13 protein-coding genes are annotated in these 17,644 nt (G+C 70.4%); 1 reads left to right on the top strand and 12 read right to left on the bottom strand.

Going from position 1 to position 17,644, the window contains the following annotated elements; translation table 11 throughout:
- Positions 1-197: 197 nt before the first annotated feature.
- The 4 genes from AB0I10_RS31310 to AB0I10_RS31295 form a co-directional block, all read right to left on the bottom strand.
- Complete coding sequence (locus tag AB0I10_RS31310; protein ID WP_363156048.1) at positions 198-1,514, bottom strand: LCP family protein; 1,317 nt, start codon at positions 1,512-1,514, stop codon at positions 198-200.
- Between the two features lie 141 nt (positions 1,515-1,655).
- On the bottom strand, positions 1,656-3,749 hold the full coding sequence (locus tag AB0I10_RS31305; protein ID WP_363156047.1) for a bifunctional polysaccharide deacetylase/glycosyltransferase family 2 protein: 2,094 nt from the start codon (positions 3,747-3,749) through the stop codon (positions 1,656-1,658).
- A gap of 266 nt (positions 3,750-4,015) precedes the next feature.
- On the bottom strand, positions 4,016-6,562 hold the full coding sequence (locus tag AB0I10_RS31300; RefSeq protein WP_363156046.1) for a SpoIIE family protein phosphatase: 2,547 nt from the start codon (positions 6,560-6,562) through the stop codon (positions 4,016-4,018).
- Positions 6,563-6,695: 133 nt separating this feature from the next.
- Positions 6,696-7,532, bottom strand: coding sequence for a methyltransferase domain-containing protein (locus AB0I10_RS31295; protein WP_363156045.1), 837 nt, complete (start codon positions 7,530-7,532; stop codon positions 6,696-6,698).
- Positions 7,533-7,660: 128 nt separating this feature from the next.
- Here AB0I10_RS31295 and AB0I10_RS31290 point away from each other — a divergent pair, with 128 nt between their 5' ends.
- Entirely contained in the window at positions 7,661-9,550 is a 1,890-nt protein-coding gene (locus AB0I10_RS31290; RefSeq protein WP_363156051.1) for a prolyl oligopeptidase family serine peptidase, read from the top strand.
- A gap of 74 nt (positions 9,551-9,624) precedes the next feature.
- Here AB0I10_RS31290 and AB0I10_RS31285 read toward each other — a convergent pair whose 3' ends face one another.
- The 8 genes from AB0I10_RS31285 to AB0I10_RS31250 form a co-directional block, all read right to left on the bottom strand.
- A complete protein-coding gene (locus AB0I10_RS31285; protein WP_363156044.1) occupies positions 9,625-10,515 on the bottom strand; it encodes an SURF1 family protein in 891 nt (296 codons plus the stop codon).
- A 201-nt stretch (positions 10,516-10,716) separates the two neighbouring features.
- Positions 10,717-11,985, bottom strand: coding sequence for a hypothetical protein (locus AB0I10_RS31280; protein WP_363156043.1), 1,269 nt, complete (start codon positions 11,983-11,985; stop codon positions 10,717-10,719).
- A 209-nt stretch (positions 11,986-12,194) separates the two neighbouring features.
- Positions 12,195-12,770 carry a SigE family RNA polymerase sigma factor gene (locus AB0I10_RS31275; protein WP_363156042.1) on the bottom strand — a complete coding sequence of 192 codons (576 nt, stop codon included), beginning with the start codon at positions 12,768-12,770 and terminating at the stop codon, positions 12,195-12,197.
- A gap of 478 nt (positions 12,771-13,248) precedes the next feature.
- On the bottom strand, positions 13,249-14,364 hold the full coding sequence (locus tag AB0I10_RS31270) for an aspartate-semialdehyde dehydrogenase (protein ID WP_363156041.1): 1,116 nt from the start codon (positions 14,362-14,364) through the stop codon (positions 13,249-13,251).
- Positions 14,361-15,632, bottom strand: a complete 1,272-nt coding sequence (locus AB0I10_RS31265) for an aspartate kinase (protein ID WP_363156040.1) — start codon at positions 15,630-15,632, stop codon at positions 14,361-14,363. Before AB0I10_RS31265 ends, AB0I10_RS31270 begins: the two co-directional genes overlap by 4 nt.
- Positions 15,633-15,940: 308 nt before the next feature.
- Entirely contained in the window at positions 15,941-16,603 is a 663-nt protein-coding gene (locus AB0I10_RS31260) for a DUF5063 domain-containing protein (protein WP_363156039.1), read from the bottom strand.
- Positions 16,596-17,195, bottom strand: coding sequence for a recombination mediator RecR (gene recR, locus AB0I10_RS31255; protein WP_030813346.1), 600 nt, complete (start codon positions 17,193-17,195; stop codon positions 16,596-16,598). Before recR ends, AB0I10_RS31260 begins: the two co-directional genes overlap by 8 nt.
- Positions 17,196-17,271: 76 nt before the next feature.
- Positions 17,272-17,631 (bottom strand): YbaB/EbfC family nucleoid-associated protein, encoded by a 360-nt coding sequence (locus AB0I10_RS31250; RefSeq protein WP_363156038.1) that lies wholly within the window; start codon positions 17,629-17,631, stop codon positions 17,272-17,274.
- Positions 17,632-17,644: the final 13 nt, after the last annotated feature.

Raw genomic sequence — 17,644 nt, 5'->3', positions numbered from 1 at the left:
ACCACGCTCTTCGTATCGGCGTTGGGGCACGGAACCCCGGCAGCGTCGCCCCCCCAACCCCCCTAACCGGCTAGCGGGCTGGGCGGGCCGGTACCTGTACCGCGCCCCTTGCGTGTGGGTCCATCCAGCGGGTCTGGGCCCGCTCACACCCCGGCCTGCCACGGAGTGAGCGACCGGGCCTCGCGCTCCCCGGCACGTCAGCCCTTCCCCTCGAAGCTCACCGGCCGGTCGTTCCGCAGCTCGGTGAAGAGCTTTTCCGCCTGGGCCAGGTCCCACTTCACGGCGCTGCCCTTGGAGGTCGGGAAGCCGATGCTGGACACGGGGACATTGAGGCGCTTGCCGTTGCCGGAGGTGACGTTCTTCATCCCCTCGAAGAGCGAGGTGAGGCTCCGCAGGTCGGTGCCCTCGTCCACGATGAGAGTGTCCAGCCCGGCGCTCACGGTCGGGTAGACCGTGGACGGGTCGAGCAGGATGCCCGGGGTGGCTGCCTTGTCGGCCAGGGCGGCCAGGAACTTCTGCTGGTTCTGGCTGCGGCCGAGGTCGCCCTGGGCCTCCTGGTGGCGCTGGCGGACGAACGCGAGTGCCGTGCGGCCGTCGAGCGTGTGGCAGCCCTTCTTCAGGTTCGCGCCCGACTTCTCGTCGTTGATGTCCTTGTCCAGGCACATCGGAACGCCACCGATCGCGTTCACGATGCCCACGAAGCCCGAGAAGCCGATCTCCGTGTAGTGGTCGATGCGCAGCCCCGTGTTGCGCTCGATGGTCCGTACGAGCAGGTCGGGGCCGCCGAGCGAGAACGCCGCGTTGAGCTTGTTCTTCGATGTGCCGTAGTGCTTGCCGGTTTCGGGGCGTATGTAGGGCGGGACGGTCACCCAGGAGTCACGCGGCAGGCTCATCATCGTGGTGCCGTGGGCGCCGGTGTGCAGCAGGATCATCGAGTCGGTACGGCGGCCCGCGTCGGCCGAGCCGCCGGTGTGCAGATCCTTCCTGTCCTGCTCGGAAAGGCCCACCCGGCTGTCGGAACCCACTATCAGATAGTTGGTTCCCTTGCCCTGCGGCGCGCGGTCCGTGAGCTCGCTGAGGTCGACCTCACGGTTGAGCTTGGTGTCGGCCCAGACGTATGTGCCGACGGATGTGATGAGGAGCACAGCGGTCAGGAGTATCGCCGCCCGTATGAAGCGGCGGCGCCGGCTGGGGCGGGTTGCGGGGGCTCTGCCCCTGGAGGTGTGACTGCCGCCTCCGCCGCCGGTGTGGCCGTTACGGCCGTCGTGACCGTTGTTGCCATTGTTGCCGTTGCGGCCGTTGTGACCGTTGTTGCCATCACGCACGGTCCGCGCCGGGTGCACTTGAGGCGCGTACCCGGCAGACGGGTAGCCGGCAGACGGGTGCCCAGCAGACGGGTACCCAGCAGGCGCGTACTCCGCCTGGCGCCCTACCTGTCCGGTTCTGACCTGCGGCGTTCCCACTTCGCCGCGGTACCTGTTCCTCTCGGATGCCCCGTCCAGCCAATCAGTCATGGGCGGCAGTCTGCATGTTCATGATCTCCTCACCAAATGGTGCTCAAATCTCCGCATGGACGAAGGGCCGCTGCCCGGCCCGCGCGCGGTGGTGCCGGGCAGAGGCTCTGACGGTGCGTCGGCTGCGCCGGTTCCCCGTCGTCACCGCACCAGGCTCTGGTGCGCCACCGGCTGCCCGATCTGCTGGGCGGCGGTGCCCGAGCGGTGCATGCGGTGCCACTTCAGCCGGGTGCCGAGCAGGAAGGCCACCACGGACTGGATGACCACCAGATACATCAGCTGCCGGTAGACGAAGAGTTGGAAAGGCATCGCCCACAGCGCCCGCACCTTCTCGCCGTCCAGCCGCAACGCGTATCCGGCACAGGCCAGTTGGAGGGTCAGGAAGCCGAGCCAGACCCCGGCCGACTGCATGGGGTCGAGGAAGAGCGCCCCGTACAGCGCGACGATGTCGATGACCGGCGCGAACAGTGGGAGGGCGACCTGGAAGACGGTCAGATAGCTCAGGCCGCGGCGGCCGAAGCGGCCGACCGGGCCCACCCCGAAGACGGCGCGACGGTGCTTCCACATGGCCTGGAGCGTGCCGTAACACCAGCGGTACCGCTGCCGCCACAGCTGGCCCAGCGAGGTGGGGACCTCGGTCCAGGCGATGGCGGTCTCCTCGTAGACCACCCGCCAGCCCGCCTGCCACAGGGCCATCGTGAGGTCGGTGTCCTCGGCGAGGGTGTCCTCGCTGACCCCGCCGACGCCCATCAGTGCGTCCCGGCGGAAGGCACCGATGGCGCCGGGGACCGTCGGCATGCACTCCAGCACCTCGAACATCCGGCGGTCGAGGTTGAACCCGAAGACATACTCCAGGTGCTGCCATCTGCCCAGCAGGCGGCGGCGGTTGCCGACCTTGGTGTTGCCGCTGACCGCGCCCACGGCCGGGTGGGCGAGCGGCTGGACGAGCCGGTAGATCGCATCCGGCTCGAAGACCGTGTCGGCGTCGACCATGACCACGATGTCGTGCCGCGCATGCGCCAGACCGGTGTTGAGGGCGGCGGCCTTGCCCGCGTTGGTCTGCCGGACCACCAGCACACGGGGATCGTCGATACAGGTGGCGATGTCCGCCGTCTCGTCCGTCGACCCGTCGTCGATCACGATGATCTGCAGGTAGGGGTGGGTGGAGGAGAGCAGCGAACGGACGGTGGACTCGATGCCCGCCTCTTCGTTGTAGGCGGGTACGAGGACCGTCACCGGTTCGGTGACCTCCCGCAGCCGGGGCGCCCCGGGGCGGAAGTGCGTCAGACGCCGGACATGGGCGCGGGCGAAGAGCACCAGCATCAGCAGGCGCAGCACCCCGAGCCCGCCCGCGATCCCGAGCACCCAGGCCATCGCGCCCACAAACGCGTGGCCTGCGGCCTTCGCCCAGATCAGGGCCTTGCCCTGCCAGCGCTCGATGACGGACACCGGCTCGTCGGTCGAGAGCAGCCCGGCCCCGGCCGTCACGGTGGTGAACTTCTCCACATTCCGGTCGGCGAGCAGCTTTTCGGTGCTGTTGTACGCCACGTCGTTCTGGCTGAACTGCCGGATCACGCCCTGCGACGGCTTCCGGAACCAGCGGTCGGCGGCGACCAGCGTGTAGCCCTCCTCGGCGGCCTGCCGCGCCGCCTTCCACTCGGCGCCGCAGATCGTGTCCACCGCGGTGGTCTGCGGCATCCGCAGCAGCCCGGTGTGGATGCCCGCGGAGCCGGCCAGCGCCTTCTGCGTGAGCGACAGCTCCAGCGAGGCACGGAGGTCCGACGCCGAACCCATGGCGGCGCCGGTGTAGGTGTTCGAGCCGATCTCATGGCCCTCGGCCTTGATCCGCCGTACCAGGTCCGGGTACTGGGCCGCCTGGGCACCCTTGAGGAAGAAGGTGGCGTGCGCGTGGTTCTTGCGCAGCAGGTCGAGCAGGCGCGGGGTCCATACGGGGTCGGGCCCGCCGTCGTAGGTGAGCGCCACGGTACCGGCGGGCATCGCGGAGGACTGCACCTTACCGCCGTCGATGCGCACCACCGGGCCGCCCTTGTCCACGGCCTTCGGCACGGGGGTGGTGCAGTCGCGCTTCGTCTTCGCAGCGTCGACCTCGTGGGTGGTCCAGCCCTCGAAGAGCAGGGCGCCGAACATCACGGGGAGGACGAGGATCAGCAGCAGCCAGTGCCCGCGCGGGTCCCGGGACTGCGCGTGGCGGCGTCTGTTCGAGCGGCGCCTCACGTCACGCCCGGGGTGGCAGCCGCGCTTCGCAGAGCTCTTCCGCGCCGGACGGAAGAGTCATCGCATGGCCGATATTCAAATATTTTGTGCCGATTTCTTTTCCGGCTGGCCTCACACATGGTGGGCGAGTGTACTCATGGGAGATCATGGGAACGCCCCCGAGGTGAAAGAGTGCCCGGCGGTACAACAACCGGCGCTCATCACGGCGCCGAGGTGGTACAAGCAGTTCGTCCGGGGTGCCCGAGACAGACAGCCGGACGGGACTCCTAGGCGACCGCTTCCGTCGGTACCCCCTCATCGGGCTCATCGGAATCGTTCGGCGCGAGGAGCTGCTCCGTCCAGATGATCTTGCCGTCGGTGGTGTAGCGGGTGCCCCAGCGGTGGCTGAATTGTGAGACCAGGAACAGGCCGCGGCCGCCCTCGTCGGTCGCACGGGGATGGCGCAGATACGGCGAGGTGCTGCTACCGTCAAAGACTTCGCAGGTCAGGGTGTGCCCCAGGATCAGGCGCAGCCGGATCGGCCCGGAGCCGTACCGGATCGCGTTGGTGACCAGCTCACTGACGACGAGCTCCGTGGTGAAGACCAGTTCCTCCAGGCCCCAGCTGGTCAGTTGACGGGCCGCCCGCTCACGGGCCTGGGCGACCACGGCCGGGTCGGTGGGCAACTCCCATGACGCGAAGCGGTCCGCGTCCAGGCTGCGGGTGGCGGCCAGCAGCAGCGTGACGTCGTCGAAGGGCCGCGCGGGCACGAGAGTCTCGATGACGGTCTCGCACAGCGCGTCGAGCGAGCGGCCCGGCGTTTCGAGGGCGCGGCGCAACCGCTGCTGCCCGGTGTCGCCGGCCTTGCCCGGGACGCGGCCGGTGAGCAGGCCGTCCGTATACAACGCGAGGACGCTGCCCTCCGGTACCACCGATTCGATGGCCTCGAAGGGGAGGCCCCCGACGCCCAGCCGCGGCCCGATGGGCAGGTCGGCGAAGTGGACCTTGCCGTCGGGGGTGACGACGGCGGGTACCGGGTGCCCGGCGCTGGCCATGGTGCAGCAGCGACTGAGCGGGTCGTATACCGCGTACAGGCAGCTGCTGCCGCGCGCCCCGGCGTCGGAGCTCGGCGGGTGGACGGCCAGGGGGCGGATGGCTGCCGTGGCCGCGTCCCTGGTCGCGGCCGTGGCCGCCTCGTCCGATACCCGGCTGACCAGGTCGTCCAGGTGGCCGAGGAGTTCGTCGGGGCGGAGATCCAGCGCGGCGAGGGTCTGCACCGCTGTCCGCAGCCGTCCCATGGTGGCGACGGCGTCGATGCCATGACCCGTCACATCGCCCACCACCAGGGCGACCCGGGCCCCGGACAGCGCGATGACGTCGTACCAGTCGCCGCCGGCGTCGGCGAGCTCGTCGGCCGGCCGGTAGGAGGAGGCCACACGCACGGCGTCCTGCTGGGGGACGTCGTGCGGCAGCAGACTGCGCTGGAGGGCGAGGGCCGCCCCGCGTTCGCGGGTGTAGCGACGGGCGTTGTCCATGCAGACGGCCGCCCGCGCGACGAATTCCTCCGCGAGGCGGAGGTCGTCCGCACTGAACGCCTCGTCGTGCTGACTGCGGAAGAACGAGGTCACGCCCATGGTCATGCCGCGCGCGCGGATCGGCACCACCATCGAGGTGTGCAGCCCGAGGTCGAGGAAGTGCGCATGCCGGTCCCCCGGGATGTTGGCGGCCCACTCCGGGCTCAGCGGGTCCAGCCGCTCCGTCCGCCACGATCCGCCGCCGGCCAGGCAGCGGATGGGGGGCGACCAGGCGTGGTAGGTGGCCATGTCCCCGATCTCGACCACCGACTCCGGGACGCCCTCCCGGAGGGACTGCTGCCCGCCGCGGCGCAGCAGGACCATGTCCGCGTCGCTGAGCGGCCCGGGGAGCGGCTCGCCGCCCCTGATCACCGAGTCCAGGAGGTCGACGGCGACGAAGTCGGCGAGGTGCGGCACCGCCACGTCCGCCAGGTCCTGGGCGGTCTGCATGACGTCCAGGGTGCGGCCGATGTATTCGCTCGCCCGGTCCAGCAGGGTGAGCCGCTGCCGGTTCTGGTAGCGCTCGGTGATGTCGATGACGGTGTAACACACGCCGATGGGCCGCCTGTTCGCGTCGTCGAGGCGGACGAACGACATCGAGTGGGCGTGTTGGCGGTGCGGGTCCGACCGGGGCCGGCCGACATGCTCGTAGCCGATCAGCGGCTCACCGCTTTCCAGGACCCGCCGCATCTGCGCTTCGAGCGACTCGGCGTCCAGGCCGGGCTGGATCTCTCCCAGCCGCCGCCCGATACGGCGTTGCGGAGGCCCGCCCCCGAAGCGCTCCAGCGCGGAGTTCGACCACACGAACCGGAGGTCGGTGTCCACGACGGCCATGCCGACGGGCGTCTGCGTCACCATCCGCTCCAGGACGGCGCGGCTGATCTGCCACCCGTGAAGCGGCGACGCCTCGACCGCCAGGACCAGCCAGTGCGCCCGCTCCGCGCTGTCCGTCACCGGGACCACCTGCGCCTCGATGCCGACCTGGCCACCGCCCGCGCGCCGCGCCGAGAGCAGACCGCCCCAGCTGCCGCGGGCCCGGGACTCCTCGGCGAGCGCGGTCACCCGCGCCGCGTCGTCCGGTGCCAGCAACCCCGCAACGGCCTTCCCGACCACGTCCGCGCCCTGGTGGCCGAGCAGCCGCTCGGCGCCCGGGGACCAGCTCTCGACGAGCCCGTGCGCGTCGAGCAGAACGACCGCGGCATCGGCCAGGTTGAGCGACGCCTGCTGTCCGGAGTGGCGGTTCTCCTGGAGCTTTGCCATGCCAGCGCTTCCGTCCCTGCCGACTGAGGGCTCTTTGCGGCTATCTGTACCTGAATTTCCCTGTTCTCATTGTGATGGCGTGTGGGCGGTTCGGCGCTTACCCGGCTCGTAGGGTGTCCGCCGTGTCGGCGCCTCAGCGGGCCGGCCGGGTGGCTTTCAGCGAGTACATGAGAGGGATGCGCGGACGGTCGTCGGGCAGCCTGTAGTAGCCGTCGTCGCCGCGCCGCAGCGCGCCGAAGCGCTGGAACATCGTCATGTCGTGCTCGTGCAGGAAGTCGATACGCAGCCCGGCACCGGCCAGGGCGGAGACGACGTCACCGAGCGGGTGCTGCCATTCGACGCTGCGGTTGTTGACGGTCGGCGCGTCCAAATCCGTATAGGTACCGGGGGTTTCGTCGACCCAGGCGTCACGGCTGAAGTAATCGTGGGTGATACGCGATCCGGTCTCGTCGTCCAGGGCGTCGCACAGCGGGTGGAACTCGGCGAGGTAGAGGAATCCGCCGGGGGCGATGAGGGAGGCGGCGGTCTCGGCCCAGCGGACCAGGTCCGGGAGCCAGTTCAGGGCGCCGATGCCGGTGTAGACGATGTCGTACGAAGAGTCCGGGACGGCTTCGGCGGCGTCATAGACGTCGGCGGCCACGAATGACGCACGCTCCGGGCCGTAGCCGAGCTCGGCGGCCAGGTCGCGCGCGGCCTCGATGGCCGGTTCGGAGAAGTCCAGGCCGACGACGTGGGCCGCGCCGCGGTGGGCCCAGGAAAGCGTGTCCTGGCCGAAGTGGCACTGGAGGTGCAGGAGTGTGCGGCCGGTGACATCGCCGACCTCCGCGATCTCGAAGTCGCGGATCACATCTCGGGCGTGCCGGAACTGGTCCTGGTCGTAATAATCGCTCGCGGTGTGGATGGCGACCCGCTCGTCCCACCTCGCACGATTCGCCTCACGCCAGTCGTCAGGGCCCGTATGTCTTCGCATACCGCGAAGTTATCCACAGCCTGACGCCCCCGCCAACGCAATTCCGACGCCAGGCGCAGAATGGGCCCATGACTCACCAGACGCCAGGCTCCGACCCCGCCCCCACCTCCTCCCTCTCGCCCTCCGACATGCCGGACTGGGAGAAGCGGTTCCGCGCACCGCGGATCGGCCTGCCGGACTGGGCGGAGCACGCCCCGCACCGTTCCCTGTTCGTCTCGAACGCCACCGGCACCTTCGAGCTGTACGCATGGGACCGGGCGAGCGGCAGCCAGCGGCAGGCCACGGACCGGCCGCACGGCACGACGGACGGGACGCTGTCGCCGGACGGCGAGTGGATCTGGTGGTTCTCGGACACCGACGGGGACGAGTTCGGCGTCTGGATGCGGCAGCCGTTCTCGGGCGGCCCGGACGAGCCGGCCGCCCCGGGACTGGCCGCCTCCTACCCCGGAGGGCTGGCGATCGGCCGGGACGGCACGGCCGTCATCGGGCGCTCCACGGACGACGAGGGCTCGACGGTCCATGTCGCACGACCAGGGCAGCCACCGGTCGAGATCTACCGCCACCGGGAATCGGCGGGCGTGGGCGACCTCTCGCACGACGGCTCGCTGATCGCGATCGAGCACACCGAGCACGGCGACGCGATGCACTCCGCGATCCGCGTGGTGCGGGCGGACGGCTCGACGGTCGCGGAGCTGGACGACACCAAGGGCGGCACCGAGGAGCTGGGCCTGTCGGTGATGGGCTTCGTGCCCGTGGACGGCGACGCCCGTCTCCTGGTGGGCCACCAGCGTCGGGGCCGCTGGGAGCCGATGATCTGGAACCCGCTGACGGGCGTGGAAACGGCCCTGGCGATCGACCTGCCCGGCGACGTCGGCGCGGACTGGTATCCGGACGGCTCGGCGCTCCTCATCGAGCACGAGTACCAGGCACGCAGCGAACTGTGGCGCTACGACCTGGGCGAGCCGGCCTGCGACAGTGAACCGTCCATGGCGTCCGACCGTCCCCTCACCCGGGTCGAGACCCCGGCGGGCACCGTCTCGGGCGCGACGGCCCGCCCGGACGGCACGGTGGAATTCCTGTGGTCCTCGGCGGCCCAGCCGCCGGAGGTCCGTTCCACGAGCGGCAAGGTCGTCCTCGACCCGCCCGGCATGAAGGCCCCGGGTTCGGTCCCTGTGACGGACGCCTGGGTGGAGGGCCCCGCAGGCCCCATCCACGCCCTGGTGCAGCAGCCTGCCGGCACCGGCCCGTTCCCCACCGTCTTCGACATCCACGGCGGCCCGACCTGGCACGACAGCGACGCCTTCGCCTCCTCCCCGGCGGCCTGGGTGGACCACGGCTTCGCGGTCGTCCGCGTCAACTACCGCGGCTCGACCGGCTACGGCCGCGCCTGGACGGACGCGCTCAAGCATCGCGTCGGCCTGATCGAGCTGGAGGACATCGCCGCGGTACGCGAGTGGGCGGTCTCGTCCGGGCTGGCGGACCCGGACCGCCTGGTGCTGGCGGGCGGCTCGTGGGGCGGCTATCTGACCCTGCTGGGCCTCGGCACCCAGCCGGAAGCCTGGGCAGTCGGCCTGGCCGCGGTCCCCGTGGCGGACTACGTCACGGCGTACAACGACGAGATGGAAGCCCTCAAGGCCATGGACCGCACCCTGCTCGGCGGCACGCCGGAAGAGGTCCCCGAGCGCTTCGAGGCGTCCTCACCCCTGACATACGTCGACGCGGTGCGGGCCCCGGTCTACATCTCCGCAGGCGTCAACGACCCACGCTGCCCCATCCAGCAGGTGGAGAACTACGTCCAGTGCCTGGAACACCGCGCCCACCCCCACGAGGTCTACCGCTACGACGCCGGCCACGGCTCCCTGGTCGTAGAGGAACGCATCAAGCAGGTACGCCTGGAACTGGACTTCGCACGACGGCATGTGGCGGGGGTGACGGAGGCCCGGAGCGACACGGCGGAGCCGAGCGCGGCTGAGACGGACGTGGCCGAGTCGGACGTGGCCAAGTCGGACGTGAGCTAGACGAACTTGGCCGAGCTGAACGAGTGAGGTCGTAGGGGGCGGGGCGGGGGGGAGGCCCCCAGGGGAGCGAGGGCTCAGGCGCGGGACACCGGCGGGCTCGCGCCCCCGGCCCCCGAAGCCCCACCCTCCACCCCGTCGGCGTCACCCTCCGACGCATCGCCCTCCGGCGCATCGCCCTCCGGCAGGATCCCCAGCGCCGCGTCCTTCGCCGCTTCTGCCTCGCGGCGGAAGAGGCGGAACCACATGAAGACGACGAAGCCCGCGAAGACGAACCACTCGCCGGTGTAGCCGAGGTTCTGGAAGGCCTTCAGGTCCAGTCCGCTGCCCTCCGCGGCGGCCGGCGGGACGGGGCGCAGCGGGGCCCGGGTGTCGGTGAGCGTGATCCATGCGTCATAGACGTCGTACGGCACGATGTTGACCAGCGAGGCCGCGCTGATCATGCCGAGCTGCCCCTTCGGCAGCCCACCGTCGGCCTGTACACCGTCGGTGCCCTGGTTCTCGGACGCCTGCAGCGCCCCGCTGACGGTGACCTCGCCCTTCGGCGGCGCGGGCACCTTCGCCCGGTCGGCCTTCGCGTTCACGTCGCCGGGCAGCCAGCCCCGCACGACCGGGAGGGCTTTGCCGCCGTCCGTACGCAACAGGGACAGGACGTAGAAGCCCTGGCTCTTGCCTTGCTTGCCGTCCAAGGTACGGCCGGGTACGAGCAGTTGGTGTCCGGTGTCGTAGTGCCCGCGGGCGCTGGCCTGGCGGCCGGAGGTGACCTTGTCGACCGGCAGCAGACTGTCCAGGGGGCGGGCGGCCGCGGCCTTGGCCCGGGCGGAGCGGTCCTCCTGCTGCTGGTGCGTATCGACGCGGTCCTCGAAGCGGCTCAGCTGCCAGCTGCCCATGAAGATGCAGAAGGGGATCGCCAGTACGGCGAAGACGTTGATCCCCCACCACCGCGGGGTCAGCAGGAACCGGTACACCCCATCAACGGTACGGGGCGCGTACGGAAGGGCCGCACCGGCCCCTCTACGGCCCCACCACGGCCCCGCCACGGCCGCTGCACCGTCCGGCAGACGAAAACGGCGACGAAGAGCGGCGAACGGCAAACGGATACCGGCAGACGGGCCGCGGGCCGTGACCCGCGCCGCCGCTACCCGGTCCGCCGGGGCCTCGGCCCGCCGTTATTCGGCCGCCAATGCCTCCGTGCGGTACACCGTTCCCGCGCACGCATCCGTGATCTTGGTGTCGGCCGCGGCGGGCTCGCCGGCCTCCGGCGTATGCGTGAGAACGACGCCACCGGACGTCGATCCCCCGCCGCCGGCACCGTCGTCGCCGCCCGCCTGGCCGCCTTCGGCCGTCGTCGCGGACCCGCTGTCCGTGGAATCCGTCGGCGTCTGCGAGGGGGCGGGGGTCGGTGTGCTCCCCGGGTTGGCGCATCCGGTGGTGCCGCCGCCGGCCTCCGGGATCCAGGCGAATTTGACCTCATACGCCTCGCCCGGATTGAGAACCAGCTGGTCAGGGACGTTGGCCGGGTCGGGCAGCCCGGTGGCGTCGTCGCCCGATGTGTGGTCGACGACATGGACGCGGTCGGGTTTGGTGGTGCCCTGTGCGACCAGGCCGACGGTGCCGCCGCCCTGGACCGAGCAGGCCGTGGTGGACGTGTTGACCATCCGGAACGCGCCGTAGACGCGGCCGGCGGAGTCCGCCGGGCGGACCGAGGCGGTGCCCTGGCCGAGCTGTTCGCGCCCGCAGACCGGCGAGGAGACCTCCATGGTCGCGTCCGGGGCCGGGGTGGCGGCGCCCGGCCCATGGCTCGCGCCGTCCTTCTCCGTGGCCTTGCCGTTGCCCGCGGGCCGGCCCGAGCCCGGCTTCCCGCCGCCCTCGCCGGTCGGCTGCGGATGAGCCTGCTCGGTGCCCTCGCCGTGCGAGCCCTCGGCGTCGCCCTGGGCGCGCTGGCTGCTCGCGGTGTTGGCGTGCCGGTCCTCGGAGCCGTCGTTGAGGGTCACCACGTGGACCATGGCCGGGATCGACGTACCGCCGAGCAGCAGCGCGGCGGCCGCGCCCACGACGACGTGCCGGCGGCGCTGACGACGTGCCGGCACCGCGCGGCGCAGCTGTTCCAGCGCGTCCGGTGCGGGTTCGAGGTCGCCGACGCGGGACTGCAGCAGTCGCCTCAGCTCGTCCTCGCCGCCGAGACCACCGCCGGAGCCGAAACCGAAGCCGGAGTCACTGCCGGAGCCGCTGCCGAAGCCGTGACCGTCACCGGTTCCGTGACCGGTGACGGTTCCCTGCCCGTCACCGCTCCGCTCGTCGTCGCCGCCTACGCCCTCGACGCCCCCGTCAGCGCCGCGCTCGGCACCGCCATCGCGGCCAGAGACGGTCTCAGGGCTCTGCTCGGGGCCCAGCTCGGGACTCGGCTCACGGCCTCCGGGCTCGTCTCCCGGACCCATACCCGGCCCCGGACCCGTAGCCGACGGCTCCTGCGCCTCACGCACCACGTACAGCCCACGCACGTCCCCCGGGCCCCGACGGGACCCACCAGCGCCCAGCGTCCCTTGGCCCCCTCGCGGGTCAAACGAATCACTCCGCCGAAACGGATCGCGCGGGTCATACACACCGAACGAGCCGAACGGCCCGAACGAGCCAAACCGCTTGCTGCTCATGCCGGAGCCTCCATCGCGACGCGGAGCGCCGCTATGCCCCGCGACCCGTACGCCTTGACCGAGCCGAGCGATATCCCCAGCGTCTCGGCGACCTGCGCCTCCGTCATATCGGCGAAGTAGCGCAGCACCAGCACCTCGCGCTGCCGCCGCTGCAGACCGCGCATCGCCTGGATCAGCTGGTCCCGCTCCAGCAGGTCGTACGCGCCCTCCTCGGCGCTCGCCATGTCGGGCATCGGCTTGGAGAGCAGCTTCAGCCCGAGGATGCGGCGGCGCAGCGCGGAGCGCGAGAGGTTGACGACGGTCTGCCGCAGGTAGGCGAGGGTTTTCTCGGGGTCGCGCACCCGCCCGCGCGCGGAGTGGACACGGATGAAGGCTTCCTGGACGACGTCCTCGCAGGAGGCGGTGTCGTCGAGGAGCAGCGCGGCGAGACCGAGCAGCGAGCGGTAGTGCGCGCGGTAGGTCTCGGTGAGGTGGTCGACTGTGGTGCCCGCTGCCATCGCGTCGTCAGTGTCCCCGCGCTGAGAAGGAATCTGCGAGGGGCGCGTGGTGGGCCAGGGGGCGATCACTGGCATGCCCCCGGACGCACGGGGGCGCGGCGGGCGCACTGCCGCGCCTGCTGTCCCCCCTGGGGCGAGGGTGAAACCGAGTACATCTGCCACGCTTGTTGGACACGCTTCCCCCTGTAAGGGTTGTACGCGTAAGGCACCGCTTTTGACGATGCATCAAATGCCCTCATGCGTACCAGCTCTTCCCCAATGCACCATTTATCCCGACGCATTCGCCCCTCCTCCGAGGATCCCAAGGCGAACCGTGGACACCCCGGACCACCCGCTGGGGGTGGCCACAAAGACGCTCCCCGCCCGACTGCCGGTTGCAGTGCGGCGGGGAGCGAATGGTCGAACAGACCGTCAGCCCAGATCAAGCGTCCCGAGCCAACAATTCGCTCACAAGATCTTCACACGTCCCAGAAAGTATCCCCCAGGCGGCCCACCCCGCGACGGCCAATCCCGCCAACTGCGGGCACCCGACGCCCCCTGTCCGGTCCGCGTCCTACCCGCCCAGCTCCCCCGCCACCAGCTCCCCGATCTGCGCCGTGTTCAAAGCCGCCCCCTTGCGCAGGTTGTCCCCGCACACGAACAGCTCCAGCGCCCGCGGATCGTCCAGCGACCGCCGGACCCGCCCGACCCAGGTCGGATCCGTCCCGGCCACATCGGACGGCGTGGGGAATTCGCCCTCGGCCGGGTCGTCGCTGACGACGACCCCCGGGGCCGAGGCCAGGATCTCGTGCGCGCCGGCGACCGTGACCTCGTTCTCGAACCGCGCATGCACGGCCAGCGAGTGCGTGGTGATCACCGGCACCCGCACACAGGTCGCGGTGACCCGCAGGTCCGGCAGCCCCAGGATCTTGCGGGACTCGTTACGGACCTTGAGCTCCTCGGAGGACCAGCCGTCCTCCCGGAGCGAACCGGCCCACGGCACGACATTGAGCGCGATCGGCGCCGGGAACGGCCCGAGCGTGTCGCCGACGGCCCGTCGCACATCGCCCGGCGTACTGCCCAGCTCCGTACCGGATATCGCCGACAGCTGCGCCCGCAGTGTGTCGACGCCGGCCTTCCCCGCCCCCGAAACGGCTTGGTACGAGGAGACGATCAGCTCGCTCAGCCCGTACTCGGCGTGCAGCGCGCCCAGCGCGACGATCATCGAGAGGGTCGTGCAGTTCGGGTTGGAGATGATCCCGCGCGGCCGCACCCGCGCCGCATGCGCGTTGACCTCGGGCACGACAAGCGGCACGTCCGGGTCCATCCGGAACGCGCCCGAGTTGTCCACGACCACCGCGCCCTTGGACACCGCGACCGGCGCCCACTGCGCGGAGACCTCGTCCGGCACGTCGAACATCGCGACGTCGATGCCGTCGAAGGCGTCCTCGCTCAGCGCGACGACCTCGACCTCCTCGCCCCGCACGGTCAGCTTGCGGCCGGCCGAGCGGGGTGAGGCGATCAGCCGGATCTCGCCCCAGACGTCGGCCCGCGCGGACAGGATGCCGAGCAGGACCGCGCCGACGGCGCCGGTGGCACCGACGACGGCGAGGTGCGGCTTACGGGCCGTACGGGCGCCCGCCGCCACGGTCACACCGTGGGACGGACGGCCCGCCTCGGCCGGAATCATCGTCCGGTGCCGCCATAGACCACGGCCTCGTCACTCTCGGTGTCGAGACCGAAGGCGCTGTGCACGGCCTGTACGGCTTCCTTGACGTCATCGGCGCGGGTGACGACCGAGATGCGGATCTCGGAGGTCGAGATGAGCTCGATGTTCACGCCCGCGTTGGACAGCGCCTCGAAGAACGTCGCGGTGACGCCCGGGTTGGTCTTCATACCCGCGCCGACCAGCGAGATCTTGGCGATCTGGTCGTCGTAGCGGAGCGAGTCGAAGCCGACCGCCGCACGGGTCCGCTCCAGCGCCGCGACGGCCTTGCGGCCCTCGTCCTTCGGCAGCGTGAAGGAGATGTCCGTCAGACCGGTCGAGGCGGCCGACACGTTCTGGACGACCATGTCGATGTTGACCTCGGAGTCCGCGATGGCACGGAAGATCCGCGCGGCCTCGCCCGGCTTGTCCGGGACTCCGACGACCGTGACCTTCGCCTCGGAGGTGTCGTGCGCGACGCCCGAGATGATCGCCTGCTCCATCGGCTGGTCCCCTTGCGGTTCGTTGCTGACCCACGTGCCCTTGAGCCCCGAGAACGAGGAGCGGACGTGGATCGGGATGTTGTAACGGCGTGCGTACTCGACGCAGCGGTGCAGCAGCACCTTGGAGCCGGAGCTGGCCAGCTCCAGCATGTCCTCGAAGGAGATCCAGTCGATCTTCCGGGCCTTCTTCACGACCCGGGGGTCGGCGGTGAAGACACCGTCCACATCGGTGTAGATCTCACAGACCTCGGCGTCCAGCGCGGCCGCCAGCGCCACGGCGGTGGTGTCGGAACCGCCCCGCCCCAGCGTGGTGATGTCCTTCTTGTCCTGGGACACACCCTGGAAGCCGGCGACGATGGCGATGTTGCCCTCGTCCACCGAGCTCTTGATGCGGCCCGGCGTGACATCGATGATCCGTGCCTTGTTGTGCACGGAGTCGGTGATGACGCCGGCCTGGCTGCCGGTGAAGGACTGCGCTTCATGGCCGAGGTTTTTGATCGCCATCGCCAGCAGGGCCATGGAGATCCGCTCTCCGGCGGTCAGCAGCATGTCGAACTCGCGCCCCGACGGAATCGGGGACACTCCCTGAGCGAGATCGATCAGCTCGTCCGTCGTGTCGCCCATCGCCGAAACCACGACGACCACCTGGTGGCCGTTCTTCTTGGCTTCGACGACTCGCTTGGCAACGCGCTTGATGCCCTCGGCATCCGCAACGGATGAGCCGCCGTACTTCTGCACGACAAGGCCCACGTGCGCTCCTCGCAACTGTCTCTTCGGGAGTTTCCTCCCGGACCCCCGGAAATGGGGGTACTGCGGTCGGCTCAGTCTAACGAGCAAGCGGAATCCGCCCCGCAGATACCACATCGTGAGACATGAAACTCACTAAGTGATCACCTGGTGATCAGCATGGTCACCATGCCGATCACATGTCGATCACCGTGTCTCGCGGTGGATCCGCGCGGCGCATCGTCGCGCCCGCTCGGCGAAGCACATGCCCGCTCCCGGCCGGAGCACACGGGAACGTAACCCAGGTCACACATCCGGGAAACGTGGCGGGGTCACACCCGCCGCAGCCCCAGCGGTCCCGCGATCTCCGCCGCCATGACCCTCCCGGCCTCCTCGGCGAGCCGGTCCTCGTCAGCGCCGGCGTCGCTGTCGGTGTCCAGGCCGTCCAGCTCGTCCAGCGGCTGGTCGAGGCGTACGTGGGCGACCAGCGACTGCAGCGCGCGCAGGGCGGCCGAGGCGGTCGGGCCCCAGTTGGAGAGGTAGGAGAACTGCCACCACCACAGGGCCTCGCTGACCCGGCCGGCGCGGTAGTGCGCCAGGCCGTGCCGGAGGTCGGTGATGATGTCGGCGATGTCGTCGGAGATCCGGCAGGGGACCGGCTCGCTGCGCGGCACATACGGGTCGAAGACCTCGGAGTACACGTCCACCGGGTCGAGCAGCGTCGCGACGCGCTCGCGCAGCTCGTCCACATCCGGCTCCGGGCCGGTGTCCGGCTCGTAGCGCTCATCGGGAACGATGTCCTCGTGGGCGCCCAGCCGGCCGCCGGTGAGCAGCAGCTGGGAGATCTCCAGCAGCAGGAACGGCACCGCGCTGTCCGGCTCGTCGCCCTTGGCGACCTCCGTCACGGCGACGATGAAACTCTCGATCGAGTCGGAGATCGATACGGCGAAGTCGTCCGGGTCCTGCGTCGCGTTGTGCAGCGTGGCATCAGACATCGAGAAGTCTCCTCCCTTCGAAGGCCCGCCCGAGCGTGACCTCGTCTGCATACTCCAGATCGCCTCCGACCGGCAGTCCGCTGGCCAGTCGCGTCACTCTCAGCCCCATGGGTTTGATCATGCGGGCCAGGTACGTGGCCGTGGCCTCGCCCTCCAGATTCGGGTCGGTGGCCAGGATCAGCTCGGTGACGGTGCCGTCCGCGAGCCTGGTCAGCAGTTCCCGTATCCGCAGGTCATCGGGGCCAACGCCCTCGATCGGGCTGATCGCCCCACCGAGGACGTGGTAGCGGCCGCGGAACTCCCGCGTCCGCTCGATCGCCACGACGTCCTTGGGCTCCTCCACGACGCAGATGACCGCCGGATCACGCCGCGGGTCCAGGCAGACCCGGCACTGCTCCTCCTGCGCGACGTTGCCGCACACGCTGCAGAACCGGACCTTCGCCTTGACCTCCATCAGCGCGTTCGCGAGCCGGCGGACATCGGTCGGCTCGGCCTGAAGAATGTGGAAGGCGATCCGCTGCGCGCTCTTGGGACCGACGCCGGGCAGCCTGCCCAATTCGTCGATCAGGTCCTGGACCACGCCTTCATACACGGAACGTCTTCTCTCTCTTCTGCCGTGATGCGTACGCTAGTTGGCTACTCCTCAGAAGGGGAGATCCTCGGAGGCCTCAGAAAGGGAGACCGGGGATCCCACCGCCGCCGCCCAGGCCCTGGGCGAGCGGACCGAGCTTCTGCTGCTGCAGCTTCTGGGCGCTGGCGTTCGCGTCCCGGACGGCCGCCAGGACGAGATCGGCGAGGGTCTCGGCGACCTCCTCCGCGGAACCGGACTCGGCGTCGACCGCCTTGGGGTCGATGACCAGGCCCTGCAGCTCACCGGAGCCGGTCACCGTCGCCTTGACCAGACCGCCGCCCGCGGAACCCTCGACGGGGGTCTCCGCAAGCTCCTGCTGGGCGGCTGCGAGGTCCTGCTGCATCTTCTGGGCCTGCTGAAGCAGCTGCTGCATATTGGGCTGACCACCGGGGATCACGACGTGACTCCTG

The organism is Streptomyces sp. NPDC050636, from assembly GCF_040654775.1.
Lineage (GTDB): Bacteria > Actinomycetota > Actinomycetes > Streptomycetales > Streptomycetaceae > Streptomyces.
The sequence above is the reverse complement of the archived record's forward strand: the minus strand, read 5'-3'. Positions and strand labels throughout refer to the sequence as shown.

Excerpts from the sequence above, each read along its gene's own strand:
- AB0I10_RS31310 (WP_363156048.1), bottom strand. The coding sequence starts at position 1,514 with ATGACTGATTGGCTGGACGGGGCATCCGAGAGGAACAGGTACCGCGGC.
- AB0I10_RS31300 (WP_363156046.1), bottom strand. The coding sequence starts at position 6,562 with ATGGCAAAGCTCCAGGAGAACCGCCACTCCGGACAGCAGGCGTCGCTC.
- AB0I10_RS31295 (WP_363156045.1), bottom strand. The coding sequence starts at position 7,532 with ATGCGAAGACATACGGGCCCTGACGACTGGCGTGAGGCGAATCGTGCG.
- AB0I10_RS31290 (WP_363156051.1), top strand. The coding sequence starts at position 7,661 with ATGCCGGACTGGGAGAAGCGGTTCCGCGCACCGCGGATCGGCCTGCCG.
- AB0I10_RS31280 (WP_363156043.1), bottom strand. The coding sequence starts at position 11,985 with ATGGGTCCGGGAGACGAGCCCGGAGGCCGTGAGCCGAGTCCCGAGCTG.
- AB0I10_RS31275 (WP_363156042.1), bottom strand. The coding sequence starts at position 12,770 with ATGCCAGTGATCGCCCCCTGGCCCACCACGCGCCCCTCGCAGATTCCT.
- AB0I10_RS31270 (WP_363156041.1), bottom strand. The coding sequence starts at position 14,364 with ATGATTCCGGCCGAGGCGGGCCGTCCGTCCCACGGTGTGACCGTGGCG.
- AB0I10_RS31260 (WP_363156039.1), bottom strand. The coding sequence starts at position 16,603 with ATGTCTGATGCCACGCTGCACAACGCGACGCAGGACCCGGACGACTTC.